The following is a 24605-nucleotide window of genomic DNA, read 5'->3' as shown; positions in this document are numbered from 1 at the left end:
TTTAAATTTCATTAAAAACTAAAAAACATTATATGGAGGAGAAAACAATAGTATGTATTTCGTGCTATTACAAGGGTTATGATTTCATGGACGAAATGAAAAACCTCGGTAATAAAGTAATTCTGGTAACATCCGAAAATCTTAAGGAGAAAAACTGGCCGTGGCATGCTATAGATGAAGTTTTCTACATGCCTGAAATAAAGCCTTCAGTCTGGAATCTCGATCACCTTATTCAGGGATTTTCTTACCTGATGCAGACCCGAAAAGTTCATGCTGTAATTGCCCTGGATGACTATGATGTTGAAAAAGCAGCTTTGATCAGAGAAACCTTCCGTATTCCCGGAATGGGACAAACAACACACCGGTATTTCAGGGATAAGCTTGCAATGAGACACAAAGCAAAAGATTCTGGCATCCATGTTCCCGAGTTCACTGCAGTTTTTAATAATGATGAGGTGAATGCTTTTATTGATAAAGTTCCTGCTCCATGGGTTTTAAAACCCCGTTCGGAAGCTTCAGCTTCAGGAATTAAAAAATTGAATTCCAGAGAAGAGCTTTGGGAAGCATTGAATAATCTTGGAGAAGAGCGACACTTATTTTTACTGGAAAGCTTTAAGCCCGGTGATGTTTATCATGTTGACAGCCTTACTTTCAATAAAGAAATCGTTTTTACTTCCGCTTCAAAATATCTGGCACCGCCGATGCAGGTTTCCCATGAAGGCGGAGTTTTCAGGACGAAAACATTGGGAAGATATTCCGATGAATTTCAGGCTCTTGAAAATGCCAATGCTAAAGTTCTTTCCAATTTTGGACTAATAAATGGCGCCACCCATACAGAGTTTATACGAAGTAAAGAAAACGGAAAATATTACTTTCTGGAAACTTCCTCAAGAGTTGGAGGTGCTCACATTCCTGATCTGGTGGAAGCATCAAGCAGCATCAACATCTGGAGAGAATGGGCAAAAATTGAAAATGCTTTGCTGAAAGGGAAAGATTATCAGGTTCCAACACCTACCGGATACTATTCCGGGTTGATAATCGCTTTAATTAAGAATGAGAAAGCGGATTACAGCAAATTTGAAAGTCCGGAAACACTAAAGTTTTTACCTATTGATCACCATGTTGGTGTTGTTTATAAAGCCAGCGATCCTGATGTTATTCAGGAAAGACTTGATCATGCAGCCGAAAAAATTCATGCTGAAATGCTGAATATCCTTCCCCCGAAAAGCAAACCGATGAGTTAACAACTAGCAAAATTAATTATCATTCATCAATCATCATTTATTATAAAAAATGCCACATATAGAACATACAGATTATTATTCACATATTTTGGGTACAAGCCTCAAAGTAGAAGTTACAGGACATTATGGTCATCCGATCATTATGTTTCCGACTTCTCAGGGTCTTTATACGCAAAATCATGATTTTCATCTGAACGGAAGCATCAACTGGTTTGTAGAGCATGGAAAAGTGAAGCTCTATAATATTCAAACCATTGATAGCTGGAGCTTTTATGATGAAAGCATCTCGCCACAACAGAGAATTAAAAATTATGAAAGATATGTACAGTTTCTGATTCAGGAGTTTGTCCCTTATATTCAGAAAATCCATAAGACCCATCGTGTTGCACTTGCAGGAGCAAGTTTCGGAGGGTATCACGCAGCAAATTTTGCCTTCAGGTTTCCGGATGTTGTTTCGCATCTCATCTGTCTTTCGGGAGCTTTCAGCATCAGAAATTTTATGGACGGATATTCTGATGATCTGGTGTACTTCAATTGCCCGAGAGAATTTGTAAAAAATGATGAAGCGTGGAAATATAAACATATGCACATCGTTTTAAGCACTTCCGATCAGGATATCTGTAAAGATAAAAATATCGAAATGGCAGAGATTTTACGTTCCAAAGGAATCGATTTCTGGTACGATGAAAGAAAATGGATCAATCACGACTGGCCGCTTTGGAGAATGGTTTTCCCCACATTTATCGGAGCATTTTTCTCTTAATTTAAATAAATAGTAAAAAAAACATAAAAAAATACAATTATGGTTAGAAAAGTTGGAATTTTATTCGGTATGGAAGATACATTTCCGTGGGCATTTATTGATAAGGTAAATGAACTTGGAAAAGGTGAAATCATTGCTGAACCGGTAAGCATCGACAAACTTGAACAGGGCATAGATTATGGATATGCCGTCATTATCGACAGAATTTCGCAGGATGTTCCTTTCTACAGAGCTTATCTTAAAAATGCAGCATTAAACGGAACATATGTTATCAACAATCCATTTTGGTGGAGTGCAGATGAAAAATTTTTTAATAACGCTTTGATGACAAAACTGGGGATCCCTCTTCCGAAAACGGTTTTACTTCCTTCTTACGAAAGACCAACCAATACTTCAGAAACTTCTTTCAGAAATCTGAAATTCCCTCATGACTGGGATTATATTTTTGATTATGTCGAATTTCCGGCTTATATGAAACCCCACGACGGCGGCGGTTGGAGAAACGTGTACCGCGTAGAAAATCCGCAAGACCTCTGGGAAAAACACGCAGAAACCGAGCAGCTCGTAATGATGGTACAGGAAGAAATTATTTTTGATGATTACTACAGGGTATATTGCCTGGGCAGAAAATATGTTCACATTATGCCTTATGAACCGAGAAATGCTCCTCATCTGAGATATGAAACGACTCACAAAACAGAAGGGAAAGAACTGGAAAAATTATTAAAAACCATTCATTATTATACCATTAAAATGAATGAAGCATTAGGCTATGATTTCAATACCGTGGAATTTGCTGTTCGGGATGGAATTCCTTATGCGATCGACTTCTGCAACCCTGCACCGGATGCCGACAGAAATTCTGTAGGCGAAGAAAATTTTGCATGGATTGTGGAGCATGCTGCAAAGTTAGCCGTAGAAAAAGCCAAAGAATATGTTCCCGGAAAACCTAATATCGCCTGGGGAAATTTTGTAAAAGATTCTATTAAATAAAAAAACATAAAACACGAAAAAAAATGCATCAATTTACTATCGGCATCGAAGAAGAATATCAGATCATTGATGTTGAGAGCAGAGATCTGATCTCTCATGTTTCGAAAATTATAGAAGGTGGAAAAGCTGTTTTAAGCGAAAACTTAAAGCACGAAATGCACGAATCCATGATCGAAATGGAAACGGGAATCTGCCAGAATATTCAGGAAGCGAAAGCTGAACTAACTAATCTCAGAAGGCATCTTATCAAAACAGCTCATGAACAGGGGCTTCGCGTTTCCGGAGGCGGAACACATCCTTTCTCCAACTGGGAGCATAATACTATTACCAACGGAGAACGGTATAACAAAATCGTAGACGACATGGGCGATGTGGCACGCGGAAATTTGATTTTCGGACTTCATGTTCATATCGGAATCCCGAACCGTGAAGAAGGGGTAAGAATCCAGAATGTAATGAGATATTTTCTTCCGCATGTGTATGCATTATCAACAAATTCACCGTTTTGGATCGGCAGAAATACAGGTTTTAAATCGTACCGGCAAGAAATTTTCGTGAAATTTCCACGAACAGGAATCCCGAGTTTTTTCAACTCTCTCGCGGAATTTGACAGTTATGTTGACCTTTTGGTAAAGACAGGAACAATCGACAATGCCAAGAAAATATGGTGGGATCTCAGAGTTCATCCGTTTTATCCTACCATTGAATTCAGGATTTGCGATATGCCTTTAAGAATAGATGAAACGGTATGTCTGGCAGCTATCATGCAGTCTCTTGTAGCAAAAATCTATAAGCTTCATCAGCAAAATTTAAGTTTCAGAAGCTATAGAAGATTATTGCTTAATGAAAATAAATGGAGAGCCTCCAAAAGCGGCATTGAAGCTCACCTCATCGATTTTGGTAAAGAAGAATCTGTTCCCTATCCTGATCTTTTAAAAGAACTTTTAGAATTTATAGATGATGTGGTAGATGATTTAGGCTGTCGTAATGAAGTGGAATATGCCTGGAAAATTCTTGAAAATGGAACGGGTGCAGACAGACAGCTCAAAATTTTTAATGAAACCGGCGATCTTACAAAAGTTGTTGATTATATGATTTCAGAAACCGAATATGGCATTACGCACGGAGAAACACTTCATAATATTTGATAAATTTGTAAAAAATATGAAGTAGCATGAATGATATTCGAATTGCCTTGCTGGATATGAACAATAATCAGATCAATCAGGGATTTAAAAATATAAAAGAAATTTCTGAAACATTTCAGCAGCACTGTGTGGAAGAAAATGTAATCATCAAAACATTTGACGTAAGGTTTAAAAATGAAATTCCGGACATTGAAGAATTTGACATATTTATTTCTTCCGGAGGTCCTGGAAATCCTCATCGGGAAGGACTGGAATGGGAAGATAAATTTAGTGGATTCTTAAATGCTATTTTTGAACATAATAAGTTTAGCCCTGAAAAAAAATATCTTTTCCTGATCTGCCATTCTTTCCAGCTGGCAAGCATTCACTGGGAACTCGGAACAATCAATAAAAGAAAATCGTATTCCTTTGGCGTGATGCCGGTTCATAAAACTGAAGAAGGCGAGCAGGAATTTTTGTTCAAAAATCTTCCGGATCCTTTCTACGCCGTTGATTCGCGAGCTTACCAGTTTATTGAACCGGATCATGAACGTTTTGAAGAACTGGGAATGAAAATCACAGCGATTGAAAAATTCAGACCTCACATAGATCTTGAAAGAGCCGTGATGGCGGTTCGTTTTTCTGAAGAAATTTTCGGAACACAGTTTCATCCGGAAGCCAACCCTGAGGGAATGATGGAAAATCTTAAGGATGAAAAAAACAAATTGGCCATGATCGAGAATTTCGGAATGGAAAAATACCTTGAAACTATCGACAGAATTGATGACGAAGATAAAATCATTCTTACACAGTCACAGATTCTTCCGGGATTTTTAGACTTTGCAAAACAGAACATTTTGAACAGAACTCATATTTCAATGTAAGAAATACTTTCGATAAGAATATATAATCGGGCTGGACTGTCCGATTTTTTTAACTCACAAAAGAGAAAGATTGATGATTCCAAAATACAGACAACAGTTTAACCAGAATTTTTCACAGGAAAAGTACAGCCTGTTGAAAGAATATTTAAAACAAAAAAGCGGGCTCGAACCGGGATTCAGAGTTTCTGAAAGTCCTATTTTCCTGGCAAAAGAATTTGAGTCTAAATTAATTGATGCCAGCGAAAGCATTATTGATCAGATCAAAACTTTATCTCCCGACCTATTACGAAAAGCAGTTCCTGACAACTGTCACGTTCCGGGAGATACAGAGAAACCACACTTTTTCACCATTGATTTCGGGATCTGCAGAAGTGTAAATGGAGAAATCGAACCTCAGCTTATTGAGCTTCAGGCCTTCCCTTCTCTGTACGCTTTTCAGAAAGTCTTTGAAGAAACCTTTTGTGAGGTGTACCCTTTTCTTTCGGAAATCAGAAATAAAATGCCTGACGCAACATTCAAAAATTATTTAAAAGAACTTATTGTTGGTGAAGAAAATCCTGAAAACGTTATTCTCCTGGAAATCTATCCCGAAAAACAGAAAACGGCTATTGATTTTGCTTTAACTGAAAAATTATTGGGAATAAAAACAGTTTGCCTTACTAAAATCAAAAAAAACGGCAGAAAATTATATTACGAACATGAAGAAAATTTAGTTGAAATCAAAAGAATTTATAATCGCGTCATTTTTGATGAATTAGATCGTATTCCGGATCTGAAAACGGAATTTGACTTCCGCGAAGATGTTGATGTAAAATGGATTACACATCCGAATTGGTTTTTTAAAATTTCCAAATTCTTGTTACCGCTCTTACAGCATCAGTTCGTGCCAAAAAGTTATTTCCTGCATGAATTTCCGGAAAATGAAAACCTTGAAAATTTTGTTCTGAAACCATTGTTTTCCTTTGCGGGAAGCGGTGTTAATCTAAATCCGACAAAAGAGATAACAGATGCTATTGATGACAAAGAAAATTACATTTTACAAAGAAAAGTAAATTACGAACCCGTTTTTAAAGATATCAACGGAGATTTCTCAAAAGGAGAAATTCGTTTGTTGTATATTTGGAGAGAAAATGATGAACGCCCTATTCTACTGGAGAATCTTGCAAGAATGACCAAAGCTGATATGGTAAATGTAGATTTTAATAAGAAAGATGCCATCTGGATCGGAAGCTCCAATGCCTTTTTTGCACAAGAATAAATTATAAACTAATATACAATGAATGAAACTTCAGCTTTTGAAGAGTTTGAAAAGAAAGCAAATTTTACACGACGAAGAAATCTTCTACCGGTATGGATCAAAATATTTGTTTGGTTCTTTTTGATTGGAGGATCAATTTCTGCTTTGTTCCTTGGGATCGGGCCTTTTGTAAGACAATTTAAAATATCAATTTACGGAATTGATGCACATCATCCTTATACAGTTCCGGGATTAATCGTGAGTTTTTCATATATTTATAAGGGAATTGTAGCATACGGACTTTGGTTCGAACAAAATGGGCTCCGCAAGCGGCTATTATTGATGCCGTCATCGGTATTACAGTCTGTATTATTATGATGATCCTACCATTCATATTACCTGATAATAATTTTTTCACCCTACGATTAGAGCTGATTCCTTTATATTTTTATCTGGTTAAAATGCGTGAGATAAAACAGACCTGGGAAAATTTATAGATCAACTTTAACAAATAGGATAAAGTTTCGGCGGCATCTTCGATGCCGCCGAAACTTCAAAATATATTATTAGATCTTGTCATCTTCAAGCAATTCTCTTGTCTGATAATCCTGAACAAGATCAATCGCATTGGAAATAACATCACTTAAAGCGGTGATAAAAGTCCCTTCTTCCGCCATTCCCATCGCATGTTTCAGAGCGTCAATTTCTTTAGGAATCGTTTCATAGCTTACATCTTTTCCAGAATTCTGCATTCCTTCAATGATCAATCCGTTTATTTCTTCTTCCGTTCTTCCGCGAAGGTGCTTTTCGTTTCGGATAATAATATGATCGAACATTCTTCCTGCAATTTTCCCGCATTCTCTGATGTCATTATCTCTTCTGTCTCCGACTCCCGAAATAATGCCTATTTTTTTCGTTGCTTCTACATTTTTAAGATAATCTTCAATCGCTTCATAGCCTGCAGGATTATGAGCAAAATCAATTAAAACTTTAAAGTTTTTAAACTTAAAAACATTAAGTCTTCCGGGGGTAAGTTGTGCACTAGGCAGGAAAGTTCTTAATGAATTCGAAATATCTTCAATTTCAAACCCTTGAAGATAACTTGCCAAACTTGCCGCCAAAACATTTTCAATCATGAATCTGGCCTTACCCTCCATCGTAATTGGGAAATCTTTTGCCTTTCCGATTCTGATCTTCCAGTCACCTTTTTTAATCGTTACAAAACCTTCTTCATAAACGCAGGTGATCTTGCCTTCTTTGGCAAATTTCTTCATGTGTGGATTATTTTCATCCATACTGAAAATCGCTACATTGCAATGGAGATCGTTCACAATTCGCATAGAATATTCGTCATCGGCATTCATTACACTCCATCCATTCTTTTTAACGCTGTCAAGAACCACTCTTTTTACTTTCGTAAGATCTTTTAGGTTATGAATATCATTCAATCCCAAATGATCTTCTTTAATATTAGTTAAAACACCGATGTCGCATTGAGAAAAACCTAATCCTGAACGTAAAATTCCGCCTCTTGCAGTTTCCAGAACGGCAAATTCTACAGTTGGATCTTTTAATACAAATTCCGCTGAAAGAGGTCCCGTTGTATCACCTTTCGTCAGCATCGTATTTTGAATATAAATTCCGTCCGAAGTGGTAAAGCCAACTCTGTAGCCGTTACTTTTAACAATATGTGAAATCAGTCTTGTGGTTGTCGTCTTTCCGTTAGTCCCGGTTACTGCAATAATGGGAATAGTAAAAGGTTTTCCCGGTGGATAAAGCATATCAACTACCGGGGCCGCAACGTTTCTGGGTAATCCTTCACTTGGAGCAAGATGCATTCTGAAACCCGGTGCTGCATTAACTTCAATGATTGCTCCGCCACTTTCTTTTAAAGGCTGCGTAAGGTTTTCCGCCATAATATCAATTCCGCAGACATCCAGGCCTATAATCTTTGATATTCTTTCAGCCATTGTGATATTTTCCGGGTGAACCATATCCGTAACATCAATCGAAGTCCCTCCCGTTGAGAGATTAGCCGTTGATTTCAGGTAAACCACCTCTCCTCTCTGAGGAACGGTTTGTAATGTATAATTCAGTTTTTCAAGGAGCTCAGTCGTATCTTTATCGACTTCTATTTCGGTTAAAACATTTTCATGTCCGTATCCTCTTCTCGGATCTTTATTTTCTTTTTCAATTAATTGTTCAAGATTCAGCTCGCCATCACCGACAACGTGAGCAGGAACTCTTCTGGCAGCAGCCACCATTTTATTATTGATAACCAAAACCCTGAAATCGTATCCCGTAATATATTTTTCAACAATTACTTTTTTAGAATATTTCTGAGCATATTCCAGTCCCGTTTTTGCTGATTCCCAATCATTAACATTGATAGAAGAACCTTTTCCGTGGTTTCCGTCTAAAGGTTTAATAACGACAGGATATCCTATTTTTCTTACGACACTGTCAAGACCTTCTTCATCCATGACCAGATCTCCTATAGGTACCGGTATTGCGGCATCATGCAGCATTCTTTTTGTCAACTCTTTATTACATGCAATATCTACAGCAATAGAACTTGTTTTCCCGGTAATCGTTGCCTGAAATCTCTGCTGATTAACTCCATAACCAAGCTGCACCAGAGAATTTGTTCCTAAACGTATCCAGGGAATTTTTCTGGATACGGCTTCCTCAACAATACTTCCTGTTGAAGGTCCCAGGCGCACTCTTTCGCGAATCTCTTTAAGCTTCTGGATACATGCATTCAGATCATAATCTTCTCCTTTGATTAAAGTTTCTGCGATTCTTACAGATTCTTCCGCTGCAAAAATCCCTGCATTTTCTTCAATATAATTAAATACGACATTATAAACTCCCGGAGTTTTTGTTTCCCTCGTTCTCCCAAAGCCCACGTCCATACCTGCCAAAGTCTGGATCTCCAGCGCGATGTGTTCAATCACATGTCCCATCCATGTTCCTGTTTCTATACGGTGAAAAAAACCACCTTCCACGCCTTCGGAACATCTGTGAGAAAATAGAGAAGGCATTAATTTTTCTATTCTTTCTCTGAAACCGTCGATTTTATTGGTAGGAAAATTTTCCATTTCTTCCAGATCCAACCTCATCTGTATCAGCTTCTTCCTGCTGATACTCCAAATATTAGGGCCGCGCAGTGCCTGTATTTTCTCAATTTTCATAGTCTATTTGCATTTTTAATAGTTACCAATAACTGCATTTAAAATCAAAGATAATGCAAAACCCTAAACAAAACTATACCACGTTTGAATATTTATTAAAAATAAGCACAGTTTATTTATCATTCTAAAATCCTCAAAATCAATTTTATGTACTGTGGATTTTTTCAGCTGTTAATAATTTTTTAAATTTGCATCCTATGACGAAACCTGTTGGAAAATTAATTGTAATCGGTGGTGCTGTAAACAAAGGAAGTTTTGCTGAAACCGATTTTGATCAGAATATAGAAAAAAATCTTAATTTTTTTGAGAGAGGAATTCTCAGAAAAATCATCAACGAATCTAAACAAAAGGAAAATTCTGTCATTGAAATTATTACGACAGCCTCACAGATTCCGCAGATCGTAGGTTCCGAATATAAAAAAGCTTTTGAGTTTTTAGGCGCCAAAAATGTGAATATACTTGATATTCACAACCGTGAAGAGGCCAATTCTGACGCGATCGTCGCAAGAGCAAACGCAGCAGATGTTGTTATGTTTACAGGGGGAGATCAGCTGAGACTGACTTCCATTCTTGGAGGGACAAGATTCCACGATACCATTTTATTGAAATATCAGGAACAGGATTTTATTTATTCAGGAACCTCTGCCGGAGCCGCTGCCGCGTCCGAAAATATGATCTATCAGGGTAGCAGCTCTGAAGCATTGCTTAAAGGTGAAATAAAAACAACACAAGGTTTGGGCCTGATCGACAATGTAATTATTGACACCCATTTTGTACAGAGAGGAAGAATCGGAAGACTTTTTCAGGCCGTAGTCAACAATCCGAGAACGCTGGGAATCGGTCTGGGAGAAGATACAGGACTTTTTATTCACAATGATGTAATGACTGCTGTAGGTTCCGGACTTGTTATTCTGGTCGACGGAAGATTTATTAAAGACACCAATCTTACCAACATCAATCTCGGAGAACCCATTTCTATTGATAATCTTACCGTTCATGTCATGTCGATGAACGATCATTATGATCTCACAACCAAAACGCTGACGATCGAAAATTCTCAATTCAATCCCATTCCTCAAGACAAATAAATGATGAATAGTTGATGAATGATTATTTAAATATATAAATCTGTTTAAAATAATATTAAATTTAACCACAAAAGTCGCAAAAGACAAGTTTAAAAAGTTTTTATTAGTTAATCAAAGCTTTCAAAAGAACAAAAATCAAAGATTTTTAAAAACTATTGTCAGCTTTTTTTCTTTTATAAAAATTGCTTAAAATGGAAATTTTTAATCTTTTGCGACTTTTGTGGTTAAATAAAAAAGTTAAAAAAAGCTTACATAAATTAACATCATCAAAAACATTTGTCATTCACCAATAATGAACTAAAATATGAAAATAATCATCCACGGCGGATTTTTCTCCGAAAGTGATCAGAGCAACGAGGTAAAAACTGCCAAGCAGGAATCTTTGAAACATATTGTAAAAAGAGCCTTTGAATTTTTACAGAACAATTCAGCTTTTGACACTGCAGCTTTTACGGTTTCTTTGCTTGAAGATGATGAGCTGTACAATGCAGGTACAGGCTCGCAGATCCAAAGTGACGGCGTTATCAGGATGAGTGCTGCCATTATGGACGGGAAAACCCAGAAAATGAGTGGTGTTATCAATATTCAGGATGTAAAAAATCCGGTTTTTGTGGCAAAAGAACTCATAAACGAAGACGACAGAGTCTTGGGAGGAAGCGGAGCTAAAAAATATGCTTCAGAACATGGCTTTGAAAACTTTTCCACTGAAATTCCGAAAAGAAGAGAAGAATATGAATTAAAATTAAAGAACGGAGGAAAAGGAACTGTCGGCTGTGTAGCCCTTGATAAAGAAGGAAAATTAGCCGTTGCCACGTCCACAGGAGGAAAGGGATTTGAGATCCCGGGAAGGATTTCCGATTCTGCTACCGTTGCGGGAAATTATGCCAATTCTTTCTGTGCAGTGAGCTGCACAGGCGTTGGTGAAGATATTGTAAGCAATGCCACAGCCGCAAAGATTGTCACAAGAGTTACCGACGGAATGTCCCTCGAAAATGCTTTTGATAAAACGTTCGAAGAACTGAAAACAATTGACGGATTTGCAGGGGCTATTGCCATTGATAAAAATGGAAATATTTTTCACCGCGACTCCTATCCCACTATGATTTTTGCAAGTTTTGACGGAAATAATTTACAAACTTTCAATTAAATTTAACATTATTTTATACTTCTATCAATTTTTTTGGCACGTATTTTACATGGTTATTAATAACAAATTTTAATATTAACATTTAAAAAATAGAAATCATGGGAAATAAGACAAAAGGTTTATTAGCGTTAGTCGGTTTGGGAGCTTTAGCTTACTGGAAATACAAAAATTCAAGCGCTGAAGAAAAACAAATGGTAAAAGACAAATTCAATAATGCAAAGGATAACCTAAACAAATGGGGAAATGAAATTAAAGACAGAGCCAATAATGTTGCTTCCCAGGTTCAGGATAAAGCAGATGAATTTAAAAACAAAGCACAGGATTCTGTAAATAAAGCACAGGAATCTATTTAACCAAGACTAGTTATTTTAACATTCATATATTTAGAAAGTCATCGTAGTTTTTTATTACGATGACTTTTTTTGTGCTTCCATTGAAAACACCAATGGAATTTTATTTCCAAACTTAGAAATTCTCCATTTACCTTTTTCAAATTCTTCTATATGTCTGAAACATGGATATGGTGACCAGTCGAATTCTCTGAACTGAAGGATATCAAGACCATTATTAATGAGGCTCTGAAGAACTTCCGCTAAAGAATGATTCCACATCACATATTCCTGTACAATATCTGCAGATTGATCTGCGTAAGTGCCTTCATAAATTTCAACAATGGCTTTTTCATTAAAATAATTGTACTTCACGCCTTCAAAATCATCATCAAACATCCACACTAAAGGATGAAATTCCGCCATAATAAATTTTCCTTTAGGCTTAAGAAAATGTGAGATTACCTTTGCCCATCGTTCCAGATCCGGCAGCCAGCCAATGGTTCCGTAACTGGTAAAGACAATATCAAATTGCTGATCAAGAATATTAGGGAGATTATACAAATCTGTACAGATAAATTGAGTATCAGTTCCACATTTCTGTGCCAATTCCTCTGCTGCGGCAATCGCTTTATCCGACAGATCAATTCCTGTCACATTACCTCCCAATCTTGACAGGGAAATAGAATCCTGTCCGAAATGGCATTGGAGATGCAGAATCGTCTTATCTTTTACGTCTCCCAGAAGCTCCAATTCGATAGAATTAAGGGAAGTCCTTCCTTTCAGAAATTCATCTACAAAATAAAAATCCGATTTTAAATGAGGTTCCACCTTAGCATTCCACGAGTTTCTGTTAATTTCTAAATAGTTTTCCATGGCTTATATTTATATCCTAAAAATATAAAAAAAATAACTGCGATTACATTCAGATCTAAAAGTAAAGAGATTAGAAAAGATTTTTTAATATTCTTTCTATATAGTTTTACTTTTTTACAAGGTAAACTTACATTTTAACGTTGCAATTATACATTGGCACGATGTAAAAAGATATTCTTGCGATGTAAAGCAATATTTTAGCGATGTGATTGCATATTGGCAAACTATAAAATTATATGGTCACGATGTGAAAATACATTTTCAAAGGAATTATTAAGAATAATGAAAATAGAGTCTATATTAATGTCAGCAGGTATCCCATTCCCGAACCCAGCACAACAATAAGAGCACTATTGATTTTTTTATATAGAAAGCTTAGAAAAAGACAGACAACAGCAATAAGAATCGTCCTCCAGTCAGTAACAGTACCCATTCCCATCGTAATACATACGGAGACAATAATAGCAACAGAAGCGACATTTACCGCGTCCAGAAATAATGAGAAAATTATTGACTTCCTCATTTTCTTTACCAAAGGATTCAGCAATGCCACGAAAAGAAATGAAGGTAAGAAAATCCCGAGGGTTGAAACGGCAGCTCCGGCCCATCCGTTAATCTGATATCCTATAAAAGTAACCGAAGAAAAAACCGGCCCGGGAGTGAACTGTCCAACGGCAATGGCATCTATCAGTTGCTTTCTTGTCATCAATCCTGTAGAGACAAGCTCAGCATCCAGAAACGCAAACAATACATAGCCGCTTCCGTAAAGAATAGCGCCGACTTTGAGGAAAATCAGGAATAATTTAATATTTAATGTGGATAATAAATCGTTCCCTGATTCATGTAAATAAATAATAGGAATAAGATTTTTTAAATCTTTTGATTTTCCGGAGTTTATAAAAAATAAAAAGACATAGATAATTCCGGCGCCAAAAAGGAGGAGAATCTCATTAAAACCCAGTAATGATCCTGTCAATACAAGCAATCCTAAAATAATCAAGCCACCTGTTTTTAAAGACTTTTTTGCCAACGGAAAAATTGCTGATAAAATAATAGCGATGATGGCGGGCTTAATTCCGTAGACAAAAGGCTGAACTTCAGGTAATGTTCCGTATTTTTTATACAGCCAGGCAAAAATACCTGTAATAAAAACTGCAGGAAGAATAAAACAAACTCCTGCAGTAATTAATCCTTTCCAGCCTCCTTTTTCTCTTCCAATATGGATGGCCATTTCTGTACTGTTGGGACCTGGAATTAAATTTGTTGCACCCATCAGATCCAAAAAATGCTGTTGTGTAAGCCATTTTCTTTTGGTGACAACTTCATCCTGCATCATTGAAATATGTGCAGCCGGTCCTCCGAAACCTATGATTCCCAGCTTAAGAAAAAGTTTGGCTATTTCTTTTAATTCTTCTGTATTTTTCATGGCATTTCCTGAGTAACAAACTTTGTTTTTGGCAACAAAACCTGTGCACGAGAAATTTCCTGATACGGAATATTATTTCCTGAAATATATACTATTTTCAGCTTTTTCATTTTTTCTAAACCCGATGGGAATGATGTAATTTTATTTTTACGAATATCCAGGACTTCGAGATTTTCAAGGTTATAAATTTCCGTTAAGCATTCGTTTGTAAGTTCATTCCTATCAATAAAAAGGCCGGTAAGGCCAGTCAGCCCAGCTATTCCGGCAGGGATTTGGCTAATCTGATTTTTATAGATATCAAGTCTTTTAAGACTTGATATTTTGTATAGCTCTTTCGGAAACACTTTAAATACATTATTGTCCAGATGCAGCGTCTTTAAGTTTTGAAGCCTGGAAAATCCACTTGGTAACGTTTTCAGCAGGTTATTCGAAAGCCATACATCATTAACCATATTCAAAAATCCTATTTCTTCGGGCAGCTCAGACATAAGGTTTCCGCTAACGGACAAAGTCTCCAAGCTTTTCAGATTCTTTATGGAAGACGGAAGATTTCTACCGGCTTTTCCTTCAACACTTTTTAGACTTCTAATATCTAATCCTCTTGATAATCCAAGTCTCTTCAATGTTTCCAATTTTCCTATGTCTTCCGAAAAATCAAAATAACTGAACTGAGCATATTCTAAATCCTCTAATGATTTCAGTTTAAAAATTACCGGAGACATCTTCTCCGTAAGCATATTGTGTAATGCCAGTTTTTTCAATTGCTTTAATGAAGCAAACTCTTTCGGAAAATCTGTAATTTTATGACCTCCTGTGAGCATAAAAGACTCAAGATTTTTTAGTCTGGAAATTTTTTCGGGTATGCTTGTCAGCTGATCTGATTCACTTACCGTCAGAGATTTAATATCCCATGAAAAAATATGTTCCGGAAATGAAGTGATCTCACTGAGCACTACATGATCGCTTTCCTTACTGAGGTCCTGTTTAGGGATTTCCGGCATCCTTTCTTGTGCCCGAATAAACACAGAACAAGCTGTAAAAAGTGCTAAAAATAATATGCTTTTCATAGCTCTAAAATTATAAAAATTCTTCCAGAGAAACCGTTTTCTGTTCTCCGGCTTCAAGATCTTTATACGTTACAGTTCCGTTTTTGATTTCTTCTTCGCCAAGGAAAACAAGATTTTTAATTCCTTTCTTTTCAGCATACGTAAACTGTTTTCCAATTTTAGCAGATTCAGGATAAAGCTCGGCGGAAATTCCTTTTTCTCTTAATTGCTTGATTAATTTTAAAGCTTCCAGCGTTTCATCACCTCCGAAATTAGCAAACAGATATTGCACTTTTGATGTGGCTTCTTCAGGGAATAAACCTAATTCTTCCATGACAAGATAAATCCTGTCCAGACCAAAAGAAATCCCGATACCCGGAATATTTTTCACTCCGAAAACTTCTGTTAGATTATCATACCTACCGCCGCCTCCGATTGATCCCATCTGAACCTCATCTGCTTTTACTTCGAAGATTGCTCCGGTGTAATAATCCAGCCCTCTCGCCAGTGTAATATCAAAAACCAGATTCTGAATATCAACACCCAAATTCAAGGATTGCGTGATGACAAACTCCAATTCTTCAACGCCTTTCAGTCCTGTTTCGTTTCCCGCAAATTTTTCTTTCAGCTGAAGAAGGTTTTCCAACGCATCATCTGATTGGACAAAAAGGAAATCCAGTTTATCAATGGATTCCTGAGCAATTCCTCTTTCCAGCAATTCCTTCACCACTCCTTCTTTTCCTATTTTATCAAGCTTATCCAGTGCAACTGTGAAATCGATCAGCTTATCGGTAATTCCTGCGTATTCGGCAAGACCGGAAAGTATTTTACGGTTATTGATATGAATCGTCACAGAAACCCCAAGCTCTGCAAATGATTTTAAATACAATTGAACCAAATCTACTTCCTGCAAAAGGCTCTCACTTCCCACCACATCGGCATCACATTGATAAAACTCTCTGAATCTTCCTTTCTGCGGTCGGTCTGCTCTCCAAACCGGCTGGATCTGATATCTTTTAAAAGGAAAAGTAAGCTGATTGTGGTTCATCGCCACGAATCTTGCAAAAGGTACAGTAAGGTCGTAACGAAGGGCTTTATCGGAAATCTGTGAAGTTAATTTCTGATGATTTTTGTTCTCCCAGTCTTCCTGATTTACTTTTGAAGTGTAATCCCCTGAATTTAAAATCTTAAAAATCAGTCGGTCACCTTCCTCTCCGTATTTTCCTGTTAATGTCGAAAGATTTTCAAAGCTTGGCGTTTCCAATGGCTGGAATCCAAATAATTCGAAGTTTTTCTGTAAGATAGTAATGATAAATCTTCTTCTTGCAACTTCCGATGCTGTAAAATCTCTCGTCCCTTTTGCTAAACCTGGTTTCATTTTATAATTGATAAATGATGATTAATGTATAAGTGCTGCAAAAATAAGGAATTGAACTGACTTTTAACTACATCAAAAGCTGAAGAAGCAATCTTCTCCAGCTAATGATTCATTCATCAATTGTGTTTTGTTTTTTAAGGATCAGATGCTTTCCAGTATTTCAAGAATTTCCTCACCGTAATTTTCTATTTTATGCTTACCAAATCCTTTGATTTCCAGGAGTTCTTCTTTTTTTATAGGTTTATATTTCGCCACGGATATCAGCTCTTTATTGGTTGCAATAAAATACGTCGGAAGATTCTGCTCCTTTGCTTTTTCAGAACGCCATTCTTTAAGAGCATCAAGGATTTTTTCTTCATCGGCGCTCAACGTATCATTTTCAGAAGTATATTTTGTCTGTCTTGGTTCCTTTACTGCATTGGCAGACATTTTTAATTCATCAAAATATAATACTACCGACCAGTAATTTTCGTCATTTACAAAAGCTGTTTCCACTTTTACGATCTGATGAGATTCCAGAAATCCGTCAAGCATATGCTGGTCATCTTGTAAAAATTCCTGCTGCAGCCTGATTTTAAAAACTTTTACTTTCATCATTTGTGTTTTTATTATTTACTTCCCAGAAGCAGAACTTCATCTACTCTTATTTCGGTTATATATCGCTTTACGCCATCTTTATCATCATACGATCTGTAGGTTAGTTTCCCTTCAACTGCAATTTCTTTCCCTTTCGGAACATATTTCTGAAAGATCTCCGCCGCTTTTCCGAAAGCAATCAGATTGTGCCATTGCGTTTCTTCCACTTTTTCACCTTTTGCATTGGTATAATAATCATTGGTGGCAAGGGATACAACTGCTTTTAAACCTCCGTTTTCAAAACTTACCATTTCAACTTCTTTTCCTGTGTAACCGATTAATGTTACTTTGTTTCTTAGTGACATCATTTTAATTTTTAAGATTAGTATTCAGATCAGAGACGTTCACTGTTTTCTCAAATCTCTGTTGCAAAGATTCGGTAATTCTGAAATTCAAATCGGTAAGAAATTATTTAAGTTCGTTTGTAGTCGTTTGAAAACGAATATTAGCATAAGTCGAAAATATTTATCCGTTTGAAAACGGATAAATATGTATCTTTGGGTAAATATGAAAAAAACAATTAAAAGAACGCTGAGAGTCTCAAGATATGTGATTTACAAAGAAACTCTGGTTGACTATAAAGAGCATTTCTGGTCATTTCTGGGAGCATTCTTCGGAATCGGGATCATTGCTTTCATACAGTCACATTCTTTATTAGCCACCGAGAATATCTTTTTGATAGGATCTTTCGGAGCATCCAGTGTTTTGATTTACGGAGCTATTCAAAGTCCGTTAGCACAACCAAGAAATCTGGTTGGCGGTCATGTAATCTCTGCGCTGGTAGGAGTTACAATATATAAGATTGTTCCCGATATTATCTGGCTTTCTGCGCCGCTGGCTGTTGCTTTTTCCATTGTTTTGATGCAGTACACCAAAACCCTGCATCCTCCGGGAGGTGCCACAGCACTGATTGCAGTAAGTTCTACCGGAAAAATTCCTGAGCTGGGATTTTGGTACGTGATATCACCGGTTCTTTCCGGATGCCTAATCTTATTATTAACAGCACTTTTTTTTAATAATATAACGCCAAACAGAAGTTATCCTAATCACAGTAGATTTCAAAGGCTTTTAAGAAAAAAGCATGCTCATCCACACAAACTGAAAAAATAGATTATGAATTGTCTTGAATGCGGCGAAAAAATTATCGGTAGATCCGACAAAAAGTTCTGTAACGACGCCTGCCGAAATGCCTATAACAACAAACAGAATAAGGATTCCAACAATCTGATGCGGAACGTCAATAACAAACTCCGCAAAAACTACAGGATTCTCTCTGAAGTAAATACCGACGGCAAAACAAAAGTTCCCCGTTCAAAACTTGATGGCTTAGGTTTTGATTTTGATTATTTTACGAATCTTAAAGTTTACAAAAATGGTTCAGAATATAAGTTTATATATGATTACGGTTATAAACTTTTAGATGATGATTTTGTTTTGATCGTCAGAAATCAGTCATAATACAAATGAAATACAGTACATGAAAGAAATCATACTCATCACAGGCGCCGGCGGACTTATTGCCCGTGAACTTTCAAAAAGGCTCGAAAAATACTATACGGTTCGTTTCTTAACCCGAAAGAAGAGACATGAAAATGAATTTGAATGGAATATCAAAGAAAAAACCATTGACGAAAAAGCGCTGGAAGGTATTTCCCATATTATCCATCTGGCAGGAGCCAATATCTCAGAAAAACGCTGGACGGATGAACGAAAAAAAGAGCTGATTTCCAGCAGGGTTGATTCTGCTGACTTACTTTTACAAACCTTAAGGAAAAAGAATATCAGATTAAAATCTTTTATTTCTGCTTCAGGAATAAATTATTACGGAACAAAAACTACAGAGAAAATCTTTAACGAGAATGATGCTCCCGGAAATAATTTTTTGAGTGAAGTAGTCATTCTTTGGGAAAGAGCTGCTGATCAGTTTAAGGAACAGAATCTCGCTGAGAGAGTTGTGAAGATCCGTACGGCAGTGGTACTTTCGGACAAGGAAGGCGCTTTAAAGAAAATGCTTCCGACTATCAAACTGGGAATGGGTTCGCCTCTCGGAAGAGGAAATCAATATATGCCGTGGATTCATATTAACGACATTTGCTCAATCTATGAGTTTGCATTGCAAAACTCTGAAATGAATGGAGCTTTCAATGCAGTTTCACCACAGCATATTACCAATAAAAATTTAACGGAAAAGATTGCGGAGGTATTGAAAAAACCTTTATTCATGCCGAACGTTCCCGGGTTTGTATTAAAACTTATCTTCGGCGAGCTGGCAGATGCCTTGCTGGAAGGTTCCAGAGCGTCTGCAGACAAAATTCAGAAAGCGGGCTTTCATTTTGAATTCCCTGATTTAAAGATTGCTTTAGAAGATTTATTAAAAAAATAATTAAGATTGTATAATCTATGCAAAATTCAAACGTTCAGATAGAAAAAACAGAAATATTATCAGATAACTGGTATGTCTTAAAGAAAGTGACCTTTACTATCCGGAAAAAAGACGGTGGCTTTGAACAGCAAAGCCGCGAAGCATATGACAGGGGAAATGGCGCCACTATTTTACTGTATGATAAAAATAACGGAAATGTGATTCTGACGCGACAGTTCAGGCTACCCACTTTCATTAATGGAAATGATAGCGGAATGATGATTGAAGCCTGCGCAGGATTACTTGACAATGACAATCCTGAAGACTGCATCAGAAGAGAAACGGAAGAAGAAACCGGCTATAAGATAGCAAAAGTTGAAAAGATCTTTGAAGCCTATATGTCGCCGGGATCTGTTACGGAAATCCTGCACTTTTTCATCGCCGAATATTCCAGAGAGATGAAAATAGCAGATGGCGGCGGGCTTGATGACGAAGGTGAAAATATTGAAGTCCTTGAACTTTCTTTTGATGAAGCTTTGCAAATGATCGATAACGGAAATATTAAGGATGCAAAAACCATCATGTTATTACAATATCTCAGACTGAAAAATATTCTTTAAATCTAAATATTTAATATAACTCAACTATCATGAAATTACTATATACTGCAAGCCTTTCATTGCTTTTATCAGTTCCTGTTTTTGCACAGAAAACAGAAAAGCCAGGTCCGAAAGACAAGGCTGTCATAGAACACTTTAAGAATGATTATAAAAAGAAAAACTACAAAAAGTTTTCAGGAAATATCATAGTCAACGACCGTCAGGTTCAGTTTGACAATAAGGTTATTTTTTATGATAAATCTGATAAAATTACCAAAGCGATTCTTCAGGAAGGTCTGATCTATCCTCAGCTCCTGACCGATTTTCAGGTTGATAAGTTTGAAAATGAAGACAGCGACAGAACCCAGAAAAGATTTGCCAAGCTGCAAAAAAACTGGAAAGATGCTTTTGAGGTTAATAATATCAGATTCAGTAATGCTTCCGAACTCGCTTTTTTAAGTACTGATGAAAAAGTAAGAAGATTTAAGATCTATTGCAGAGATCCGAAGTTTCCCAACGTGATGATCTATTATATCGAAATTACCCACAAAAATGCCACTAAAAACACTTCAGTAGAGGATTTTATCAAGAATGGGAAAGTAACGCATATTTACCAGAAGACGGAATAGATCCTAATAATTGCCTGTGAATATTTATAAAGATAATAAGTGATTTGATTGTCTAAATAATCATAAAATAAATTAACAACGAATAACTTACACTTTCTCAATTAAATACCTTAATTTTGCACCCCGAAATAAGGATCAGACCATATGAAAAAATTAGGTGAATACAGAAAGCTTCTGGAAGTAGAAAAAAACGTTACGTTAAAGGAACTGAAAACCATTTACAGAAATGTGATGAAAGATACACATCCCGATAAATTTATCAATGACGAAGCGGGAAAAATAGAAGCCGAAGAAAAAAGTAAATCGGTGATTGAAGCCTATCATTTTCTGGTAAGCATCAACCCGGAAACACAGGAAAAATATAAGGAAGAATATACGGAAACTACTTCCACTTCGAATATTCAGGATTTTTATCTTGAGAAATCAATTCTTACCATCCAGCATCTGAACGGTAATATTTATGAATACCTGGGTGTTCCTAGAAATACATATATCAAAATGGTGAATGCCGATTCGCCGAGCCGTTTTGCAAGAAGACATATTTACGGAAGTTTTGTGTACAGAAAGGCCGGTGAAGCGATGGAAGCTTAATTCCATATAAAAATAATGAAGAGCTTTCGGGGATTCCGGAAGCTTTTTTTTATGAAGAGACTTTTTTTAAAATTATGGTTGAATCCAGTGCATCATTTCGGTATAAAGCAAATATTATTATCATTAACCTCTGCACAGTATCATTCTGAACATAGCGAAGCGGAGTGAAGAATCTCCACCTGTGAAATGATATTCTTTTATTCCGATGTAGACTTTAATAACAGTAGCTTTCCCCAGTGTCAGGCTAAGCTTGTCGAAGCCTTAGTTATTAGGATGTTTGGATTGTACTGGCCCCTCGACAAGCTCAGGGTGACAGGAGCGCATCGCTTCAGTGACAGACACCAAGACTCTCCCACTCTCAAACCTTCCCGCTCTAAAAATCTCGATCCTTACACGCAGTATCAATGGTGGCTGAGGAGACTCGAAGCCACCTTTCCCACCAGTGTACGCGGGCCTTCGAGACCCTCAGTCCCCGTCAGTCGACTACTTTTCGTCGTTCCATAGAAAATTCCATATTCATATACTCTAAAACACTCCAATTCTCCCACTCTAAAACCCTAAAACCTTCAAACTCCAAAAACTCTCCCAAAAAAACTCCGGCCGGGAAATCTTTCCCAAACCGGAGCTAAACACATGATGAACTTATCCTGTTAAAAACGGCCGGTTTCCGAGAGGTGTTCTCATCGGTCGATGAGAACACCTTATCACGCTCGAGATAATCCTCTTATCACGCCCGATGAGACAGTGTCTCATCGGGCGACATCATCACCTCTCGAAAAAGTGAATGTTATAAACTTATGCTACCGTCAGTATTTTATCGAGAGTTGCTGTTCTTGTATCTTTTAATAAAGCTCCGCTGCTATATTGGGTCACCACTTCCAGATGATACGTTCCGCTGGTAATGCAGGAATCACTACAATAAGCTCAGAAGGATTATTGGTTACCATATCGCTTTCTTCTACCATTGTTCTGACATTAGAGGCGGTATTGACAAAGAATACCCCTATAAAAGGATCATTGCCTGTTACCTTGATCTTGCTTCCGGCAATCTTGAGGTTTCTGCCCGGAGTAAGAAGATCATTGACCGAACCGCTCTTTACGTCCGTCACCTGCAAGATTATTACAGAAGCTTCTGCCACACCCAGGATTTCAACTTCAATATTGGGAATCTCTGCTCTCAGCTTCTCTCCCTGGTTGAACTGGAAAATAATGCTGTGCTTATCTTTATTAAAAGTCTCTGACGGACTGTCAAAGACCCCGCGGATAGTAGTGCTTGCCGTAAAGTAACCCGTGTTAATGGAATACCCATCACACAACTGATAGGCCATTTCTTTAAGGAACAGCTCCGTCGCATGCTCCATCGCGGAAGCAGAAATATCTGCTCCACCACGATTGGAGGCTGAAAGGCAGATCTGTTGAACATTGAGACTTCGCTCGCTTGTCGTACGTGCCGTGAAATCATTAGGATTGTCTTTCGTTAAAACGTTGTCATAGAGATACGCTTTGATTCTGTGAAGAATTGTTGCCATTGTTGTATATTTTAAATGGTTGCTATTAAACCCTCACAGGTTTTGAAAACCTGTGAGGGTTAGAATCTTTATGGGTGAATATAGGTAAGGGTCAGACTTCCTGAACCAGAAGTTGTAGTTGTTGGAGAGCAACCATTACAAGATTGAACATCGGTACTATAAATATTTTGGGTTAAAGGATTTGAGCTGTTATTAAAATTGGCACTTTGACCGTTCAATAAATGTTGTCCAAAGAAATCTACCCAACCATGGTTATAACCTGTTACTGTACAGGATGCTGATCCTGTGGTTATATAATTTCCGTTTAGCGGAACCCATACTGATTTAGGAACTGTACTGGCATAATTAAGGCTCTGATCATTACTCGAATAGCTCTGATAAACATTAAATGGACCACTACCAAAACTACTTGTAGTACTCACATTAAATGAGTAGGAAGCAGTATATGTCACTCCAAATTTGGCTGTACATCCTGCCTGAGTGGTAAAAGATACCATTCCTTTATCCGTACCAGTATAAGTCCCTAAAATCGAATAGGTAAGGTTGCCAGATGAAGGAATCGGGCTAGTGCTGGTAAGGGTAAATGTTAATCCATTAGACGTATAAGATTCAGCAGGAAGATTTCCTGCACCCATAGTATAGGGGATTGAATAAACTGCACTGTATGTTGTCCCGGTACGCAAACCATTTGTTCCTATTGCAGGGCTTACACCGCTCCATTGTCCGCTTCCACAGACTACATTGGGAGAAACCATTGCTGTTTTAACAGTGCTTAAACTAAGTTTAGTCCATGTTGCTACCAATGTTCCTGAAGAAGCCGGAGTTCCTGACAAGGTATAGGTTACCGTCACAGTTCCTCCTGCAATCAAAGTACTGGAAGCTGTACTCACTGATGCCACCGAAAGTCCTGTAACCCCTGAAAGCGCTAGGTCTGATGTACTGAAAGCAATTGTAGCTGTACTGAAAGAATTATTGGTTATGGTAACCGTAAATGTATTAGAAGCCGTCAGTGCAGTACCGGCTTTATACGTTCCGTTGAGAGCGGATGATGTCACGACCACTGCCGGTACGGAAGAATTAGAAAGCTTCTGCCATACACTACCGTCAAAATAATAGTATCCTTCAGCAGTAATATTAGCTGTTTTGATACTGGGAGAGGCAACCGCCGAAAGAGCATAAATAATCGCTCCTTTGAGATCAGGAGTATATTTTGTGTCAGCAATTTTGATCTTATCACCCTCTAATTGAGGAATAATCAATCCTTCTGCTCTACTGCCGTCTGTCGTTTTTCCGGTAATATCGAGCGTTACTTTCGGAGATGTATTATTGATCCCCACTTGAGCATTGAGAGCTAAACTGAAGAGCAGAATAGCCATTGTAATTAAATGTTTCATTGTTTTGTATTTATGTTTGTTGTTTGTACTTTTTTAGTCTTTGTTATTTGAACACGAAGTGCGCTAAGATTTTTTTTATCTATAATGTGTTTTTTAGTTTCACAAAGGCGTTGCACTTATAAGAGCTTGCAGA

General features: G+C 37.2%; 25 protein-coding genes. 16 read left to right on the top strand and 9 right to left on the bottom strand.

Annotation, left to right across the window (positions count from 1 at the left end; all coding sequences use genetic code 11):
* The first annotated feature begins 32 nt into the window (after positions 1-32).
* From ACWNCI_RS03790 to ACWNCI_RS03760, 7 genes are all read left to right on the top strand, one after another.
* Positions 33-1244 carry an ATP-grasp domain-containing protein gene (locus ACWNCI_RS03790; RefSeq protein WP_449387253.1) on the top strand — a complete coding sequence of 404 codons (1212 nt, stop codon included), beginning with the start codon at positions 33-35 and terminating at the stop codon, positions 1242-1244.
* Between the two features lie 49 nt (positions 1245-1293).
* Positions 1294-2007 (top strand): alpha/beta hydrolase-fold protein, encoded by a 714-nt coding sequence (locus ACWNCI_RS03785; RefSeq protein ID WP_449387252.1) that lies wholly within the window; start codon positions 1294-1296, stop codon positions 2005-2007.
* Between the two features lie 39 nt (positions 2008-2046).
* The gene (locus ACWNCI_RS03780; RefSeq protein ID WP_449387251.1) at positions 2047-3000 is read left to right on the top strand and encodes an ATP-grasp domain-containing protein; all 954 of its coding nucleotides are present in this window, start codon (positions 2047-2049) and stop codon (positions 2998-3000) included.
* Between the two features lie 23 nt (positions 3001-3023).
* On the top strand, positions 3024-4148 hold the full coding sequence (locus tag ACWNCI_RS03775) for a carboxylate-amine ligase (RefSeq protein WP_346985542.1): 1125 nt from the start codon (positions 3024-3026) through the stop codon (positions 4146-4148).
* A 26-nt stretch (positions 4149-4174) separates the two neighbouring features.
* The gene (locus ACWNCI_RS03770; RefSeq protein ID WP_449387250.1) at positions 4175-5011 is read left to right on the top strand and encodes a type 1 glutamine amidotransferase; all 837 of its coding nucleotides are present in this window, start codon (positions 4175-4177) and stop codon (positions 5009-5011) included.
* 73 nt (positions 5012-5084) lie between these two features.
* On the top strand, positions 5085-6269 hold the full coding sequence (locus ACWNCI_RS03765; RefSeq protein WP_449387249.1) for a hypothetical protein: 1185 nt from the start codon (positions 5085-5087) through the stop codon (positions 6267-6269).
* An 18-nt stretch (positions 6270-6287) separates the two neighbouring features.
* Entirely contained in the window at positions 6288-6626 is a 339-nt protein-coding gene (locus tag ACWNCI_RS03760) for a hypothetical protein (RefSeq protein ID WP_449387248.1), read from the top strand.
* 188 nt (positions 6627-6814) lie between these two features.
* Here the strand turns inward: ACWNCI_RS03760 and cphA are convergent, their stop codons facing one another.
* On the bottom strand, positions 6815-9442 hold the full coding sequence (gene cphA, locus ACWNCI_RS03755) for a cyanophycin synthetase (protein WP_449387247.1): 2628 nt from the start codon (positions 9440-9442) through the stop codon (positions 6815-6817).
* A 197-nt stretch (positions 9443-9639) separates the two neighbouring features.
* Here cphA and ACWNCI_RS03750 point away from each other — a divergent pair, with 197 nt between their 5' ends.
* From ACWNCI_RS03750 to ACWNCI_RS03740, 3 genes are all read left to right on the top strand, one after another.
* Positions 9640-10530: a cyanophycinase gene (locus ACWNCI_RS03750; protein ID WP_346985546.1), complete on the top strand. Its 891-nt coding sequence runs from the start codon at positions 9640-9642 to the stop codon at positions 10528-10530.
* Between the two features lie 304 nt (positions 10531-10834).
* On the top strand, positions 10835-11677 hold the full coding sequence (locus tag ACWNCI_RS03745) for an isoaspartyl peptidase/L-asparaginase (protein WP_449387246.1): 843 nt from the start codon (positions 10835-10837) through the stop codon (positions 11675-11677).
* A gap of 98 nt (positions 11678-11775) precedes the next feature.
* Positions 11776-12030 (top strand): YtxH domain-containing protein, encoded by a 255-nt coding sequence (locus ACWNCI_RS03740; protein WP_449387245.1) that lies wholly within the window; start codon positions 11776-11778, stop codon positions 12028-12030.
* A gap of 54 nt (positions 12031-12084) precedes the next feature.
* Here ACWNCI_RS03740 and ACWNCI_RS03735 read toward each other — a convergent pair whose 3' ends face one another.
* The 6 genes from ACWNCI_RS03735 to ACWNCI_RS03710 all read right to left on the bottom strand — a co-directional run bounded on the left by ACWNCI_RS03735 (position 12085) and on the right by ACWNCI_RS03710 (position 17673).
* A complete protein-coding gene (locus ACWNCI_RS03735; RefSeq protein ID WP_449387244.1) occupies positions 12085-12882 on the bottom strand; it encodes a class I SAM-dependent methyltransferase in 798 nt (265 codons plus the stop codon).
* A gap of 295 nt (positions 12883-13177) precedes the next feature.
* Positions 13178-14308 (bottom strand): chromate efflux transporter, encoded by a 1131-nt coding sequence (chrA, locus tag ACWNCI_RS03730; protein ID WP_449387243.1) that lies wholly within the window; start codon positions 14306-14308, stop codon positions 13178-13180.
* The gene (locus tag ACWNCI_RS03725) at positions 14305-15375 is read right to left on the bottom strand and encodes a leucine-rich repeat domain-containing protein (RefSeq protein WP_449387242.1); all 1071 of its coding nucleotides are present in this window, start codon (positions 15373-15375) and stop codon (positions 14305-14307) included. The genes chrA and ACWNCI_RS03725 overlap by 4 nt, the downstream gene beginning before the upstream one ends.
* A gap of 10 nt (positions 15376-15385) precedes the next feature.
* Positions 15386-16732 carry a histidine--tRNA ligase gene (hisS, locus tag ACWNCI_RS03720; protein ID WP_449387241.1) on the bottom strand — a complete coding sequence of 449 codons (1347 nt, stop codon included), beginning with the start codon at positions 16730-16732 and terminating at the stop codon, positions 15386-15388.
* A gap of 141 nt (positions 16733-16873) precedes the next feature.
* The gene (locus ACWNCI_RS03715; RefSeq protein ID WP_449387240.1) at positions 16874-17329 is read right to left on the bottom strand and encodes an HRDC domain-containing protein; all 456 of its coding nucleotides are present in this window, start codon (positions 17327-17329) and stop codon (positions 16874-16876) included.
* An 11-nt stretch (positions 17330-17340) separates the two neighbouring features.
* On the bottom strand, positions 17341-17673 hold the full coding sequence (locus ACWNCI_RS03710) for a single-stranded DNA-binding protein (RefSeq protein ID WP_449389479.1): 333 nt from the start codon (positions 17671-17673) through the stop codon (positions 17341-17343).
* Between the two features lie 202 nt (positions 17674-17875).
* Here ACWNCI_RS03710 and ACWNCI_RS03705 point away from each other — a divergent pair, with 202 nt between their 5' ends.
* From ACWNCI_RS03705 to ACWNCI_RS03680, 6 genes are all read left to right on the top strand, one after another.
* Positions 17876-18478, top strand: coding sequence for an HPP family protein (locus ACWNCI_RS03705; protein ID WP_449387239.1), 603 nt, complete (start codon positions 17876-17878; stop codon positions 18476-18478).
* Positions 18479-18481: 3 nt separating this feature from the next.
* Positions 18482-18826 carry a hypothetical protein gene (locus ACWNCI_RS03700; protein WP_449387238.1) on the top strand — a complete coding sequence of 115 codons (345 nt, stop codon included), beginning with the start codon at positions 18482-18484 and terminating at the stop codon, positions 18824-18826.
* A 19-nt stretch (positions 18827-18845) separates the two neighbouring features.
* Positions 18846-19751, top strand: coding sequence for a TIGR01777 family oxidoreductase (locus ACWNCI_RS03695; protein ID WP_449387237.1), 906 nt, complete (start codon positions 18846-18848; stop codon positions 19749-19751).
* A gap of 17 nt (positions 19752-19768) precedes the next feature.
* Positions 19769-20350: a GDP-mannose pyrophosphatase NudK gene (nudK, locus tag ACWNCI_RS03690; RefSeq protein ID WP_449387236.1), complete on the top strand. Its 582-nt coding sequence runs from the start codon at positions 19769-19771 to the stop codon at positions 20348-20350.
* Between the two features lie 29 nt (positions 20351-20379).
* Positions 20380-20958, top strand: a complete 579-nt coding sequence (locus tag ACWNCI_RS03685) for a hypothetical protein (RefSeq protein WP_449387235.1) — start codon at positions 20380-20382, stop codon at positions 20956-20958.
* Between the two features lie 144 nt (positions 20959-21102).
* Complete coding sequence (locus tag ACWNCI_RS03680; protein ID WP_346985559.1) at positions 21103-21549, top strand: KTSC domain-containing protein; 447 nt, start codon at positions 21103-21105, stop codon at positions 21547-21549.
* 869 nt (positions 21550-22418) lie between these two features.
* On the opposite strand, the gene ACWNCI_RS03675 is transcribed toward ACWNCI_RS03680, so the two are convergent.
* Both ACWNCI_RS03675 and ACWNCI_RS03670 read right to left on the bottom strand, forming a co-directional pair.
* The gene (locus ACWNCI_RS03675) at positions 22419-23078 is read right to left on the bottom strand and encodes a DNA-binding domain-containing protein (protein ID WP_449387234.1); all 660 of its coding nucleotides are present in this window, start codon (positions 23076-23078) and stop codon (positions 22419-22421) included.
* Positions 23079-23146: 68 nt separating this feature from the next.
* Positions 23147-24472, bottom strand: a complete 1326-nt coding sequence (locus tag ACWNCI_RS03670; RefSeq protein ID WP_449387233.1) for a hypothetical protein — start codon at positions 24470-24472, stop codon at positions 23147-23149.
* Between the last annotated feature and the right edge of the window lie 133 nt (positions 24473-24605).

The organism is Chryseobacterium lineare (assembly GCF_977014045.1).
Note: the sequence above shows the minus strand (reverse complement) of the source record. Positions and strands in the feature narration are given on the sequence as shown.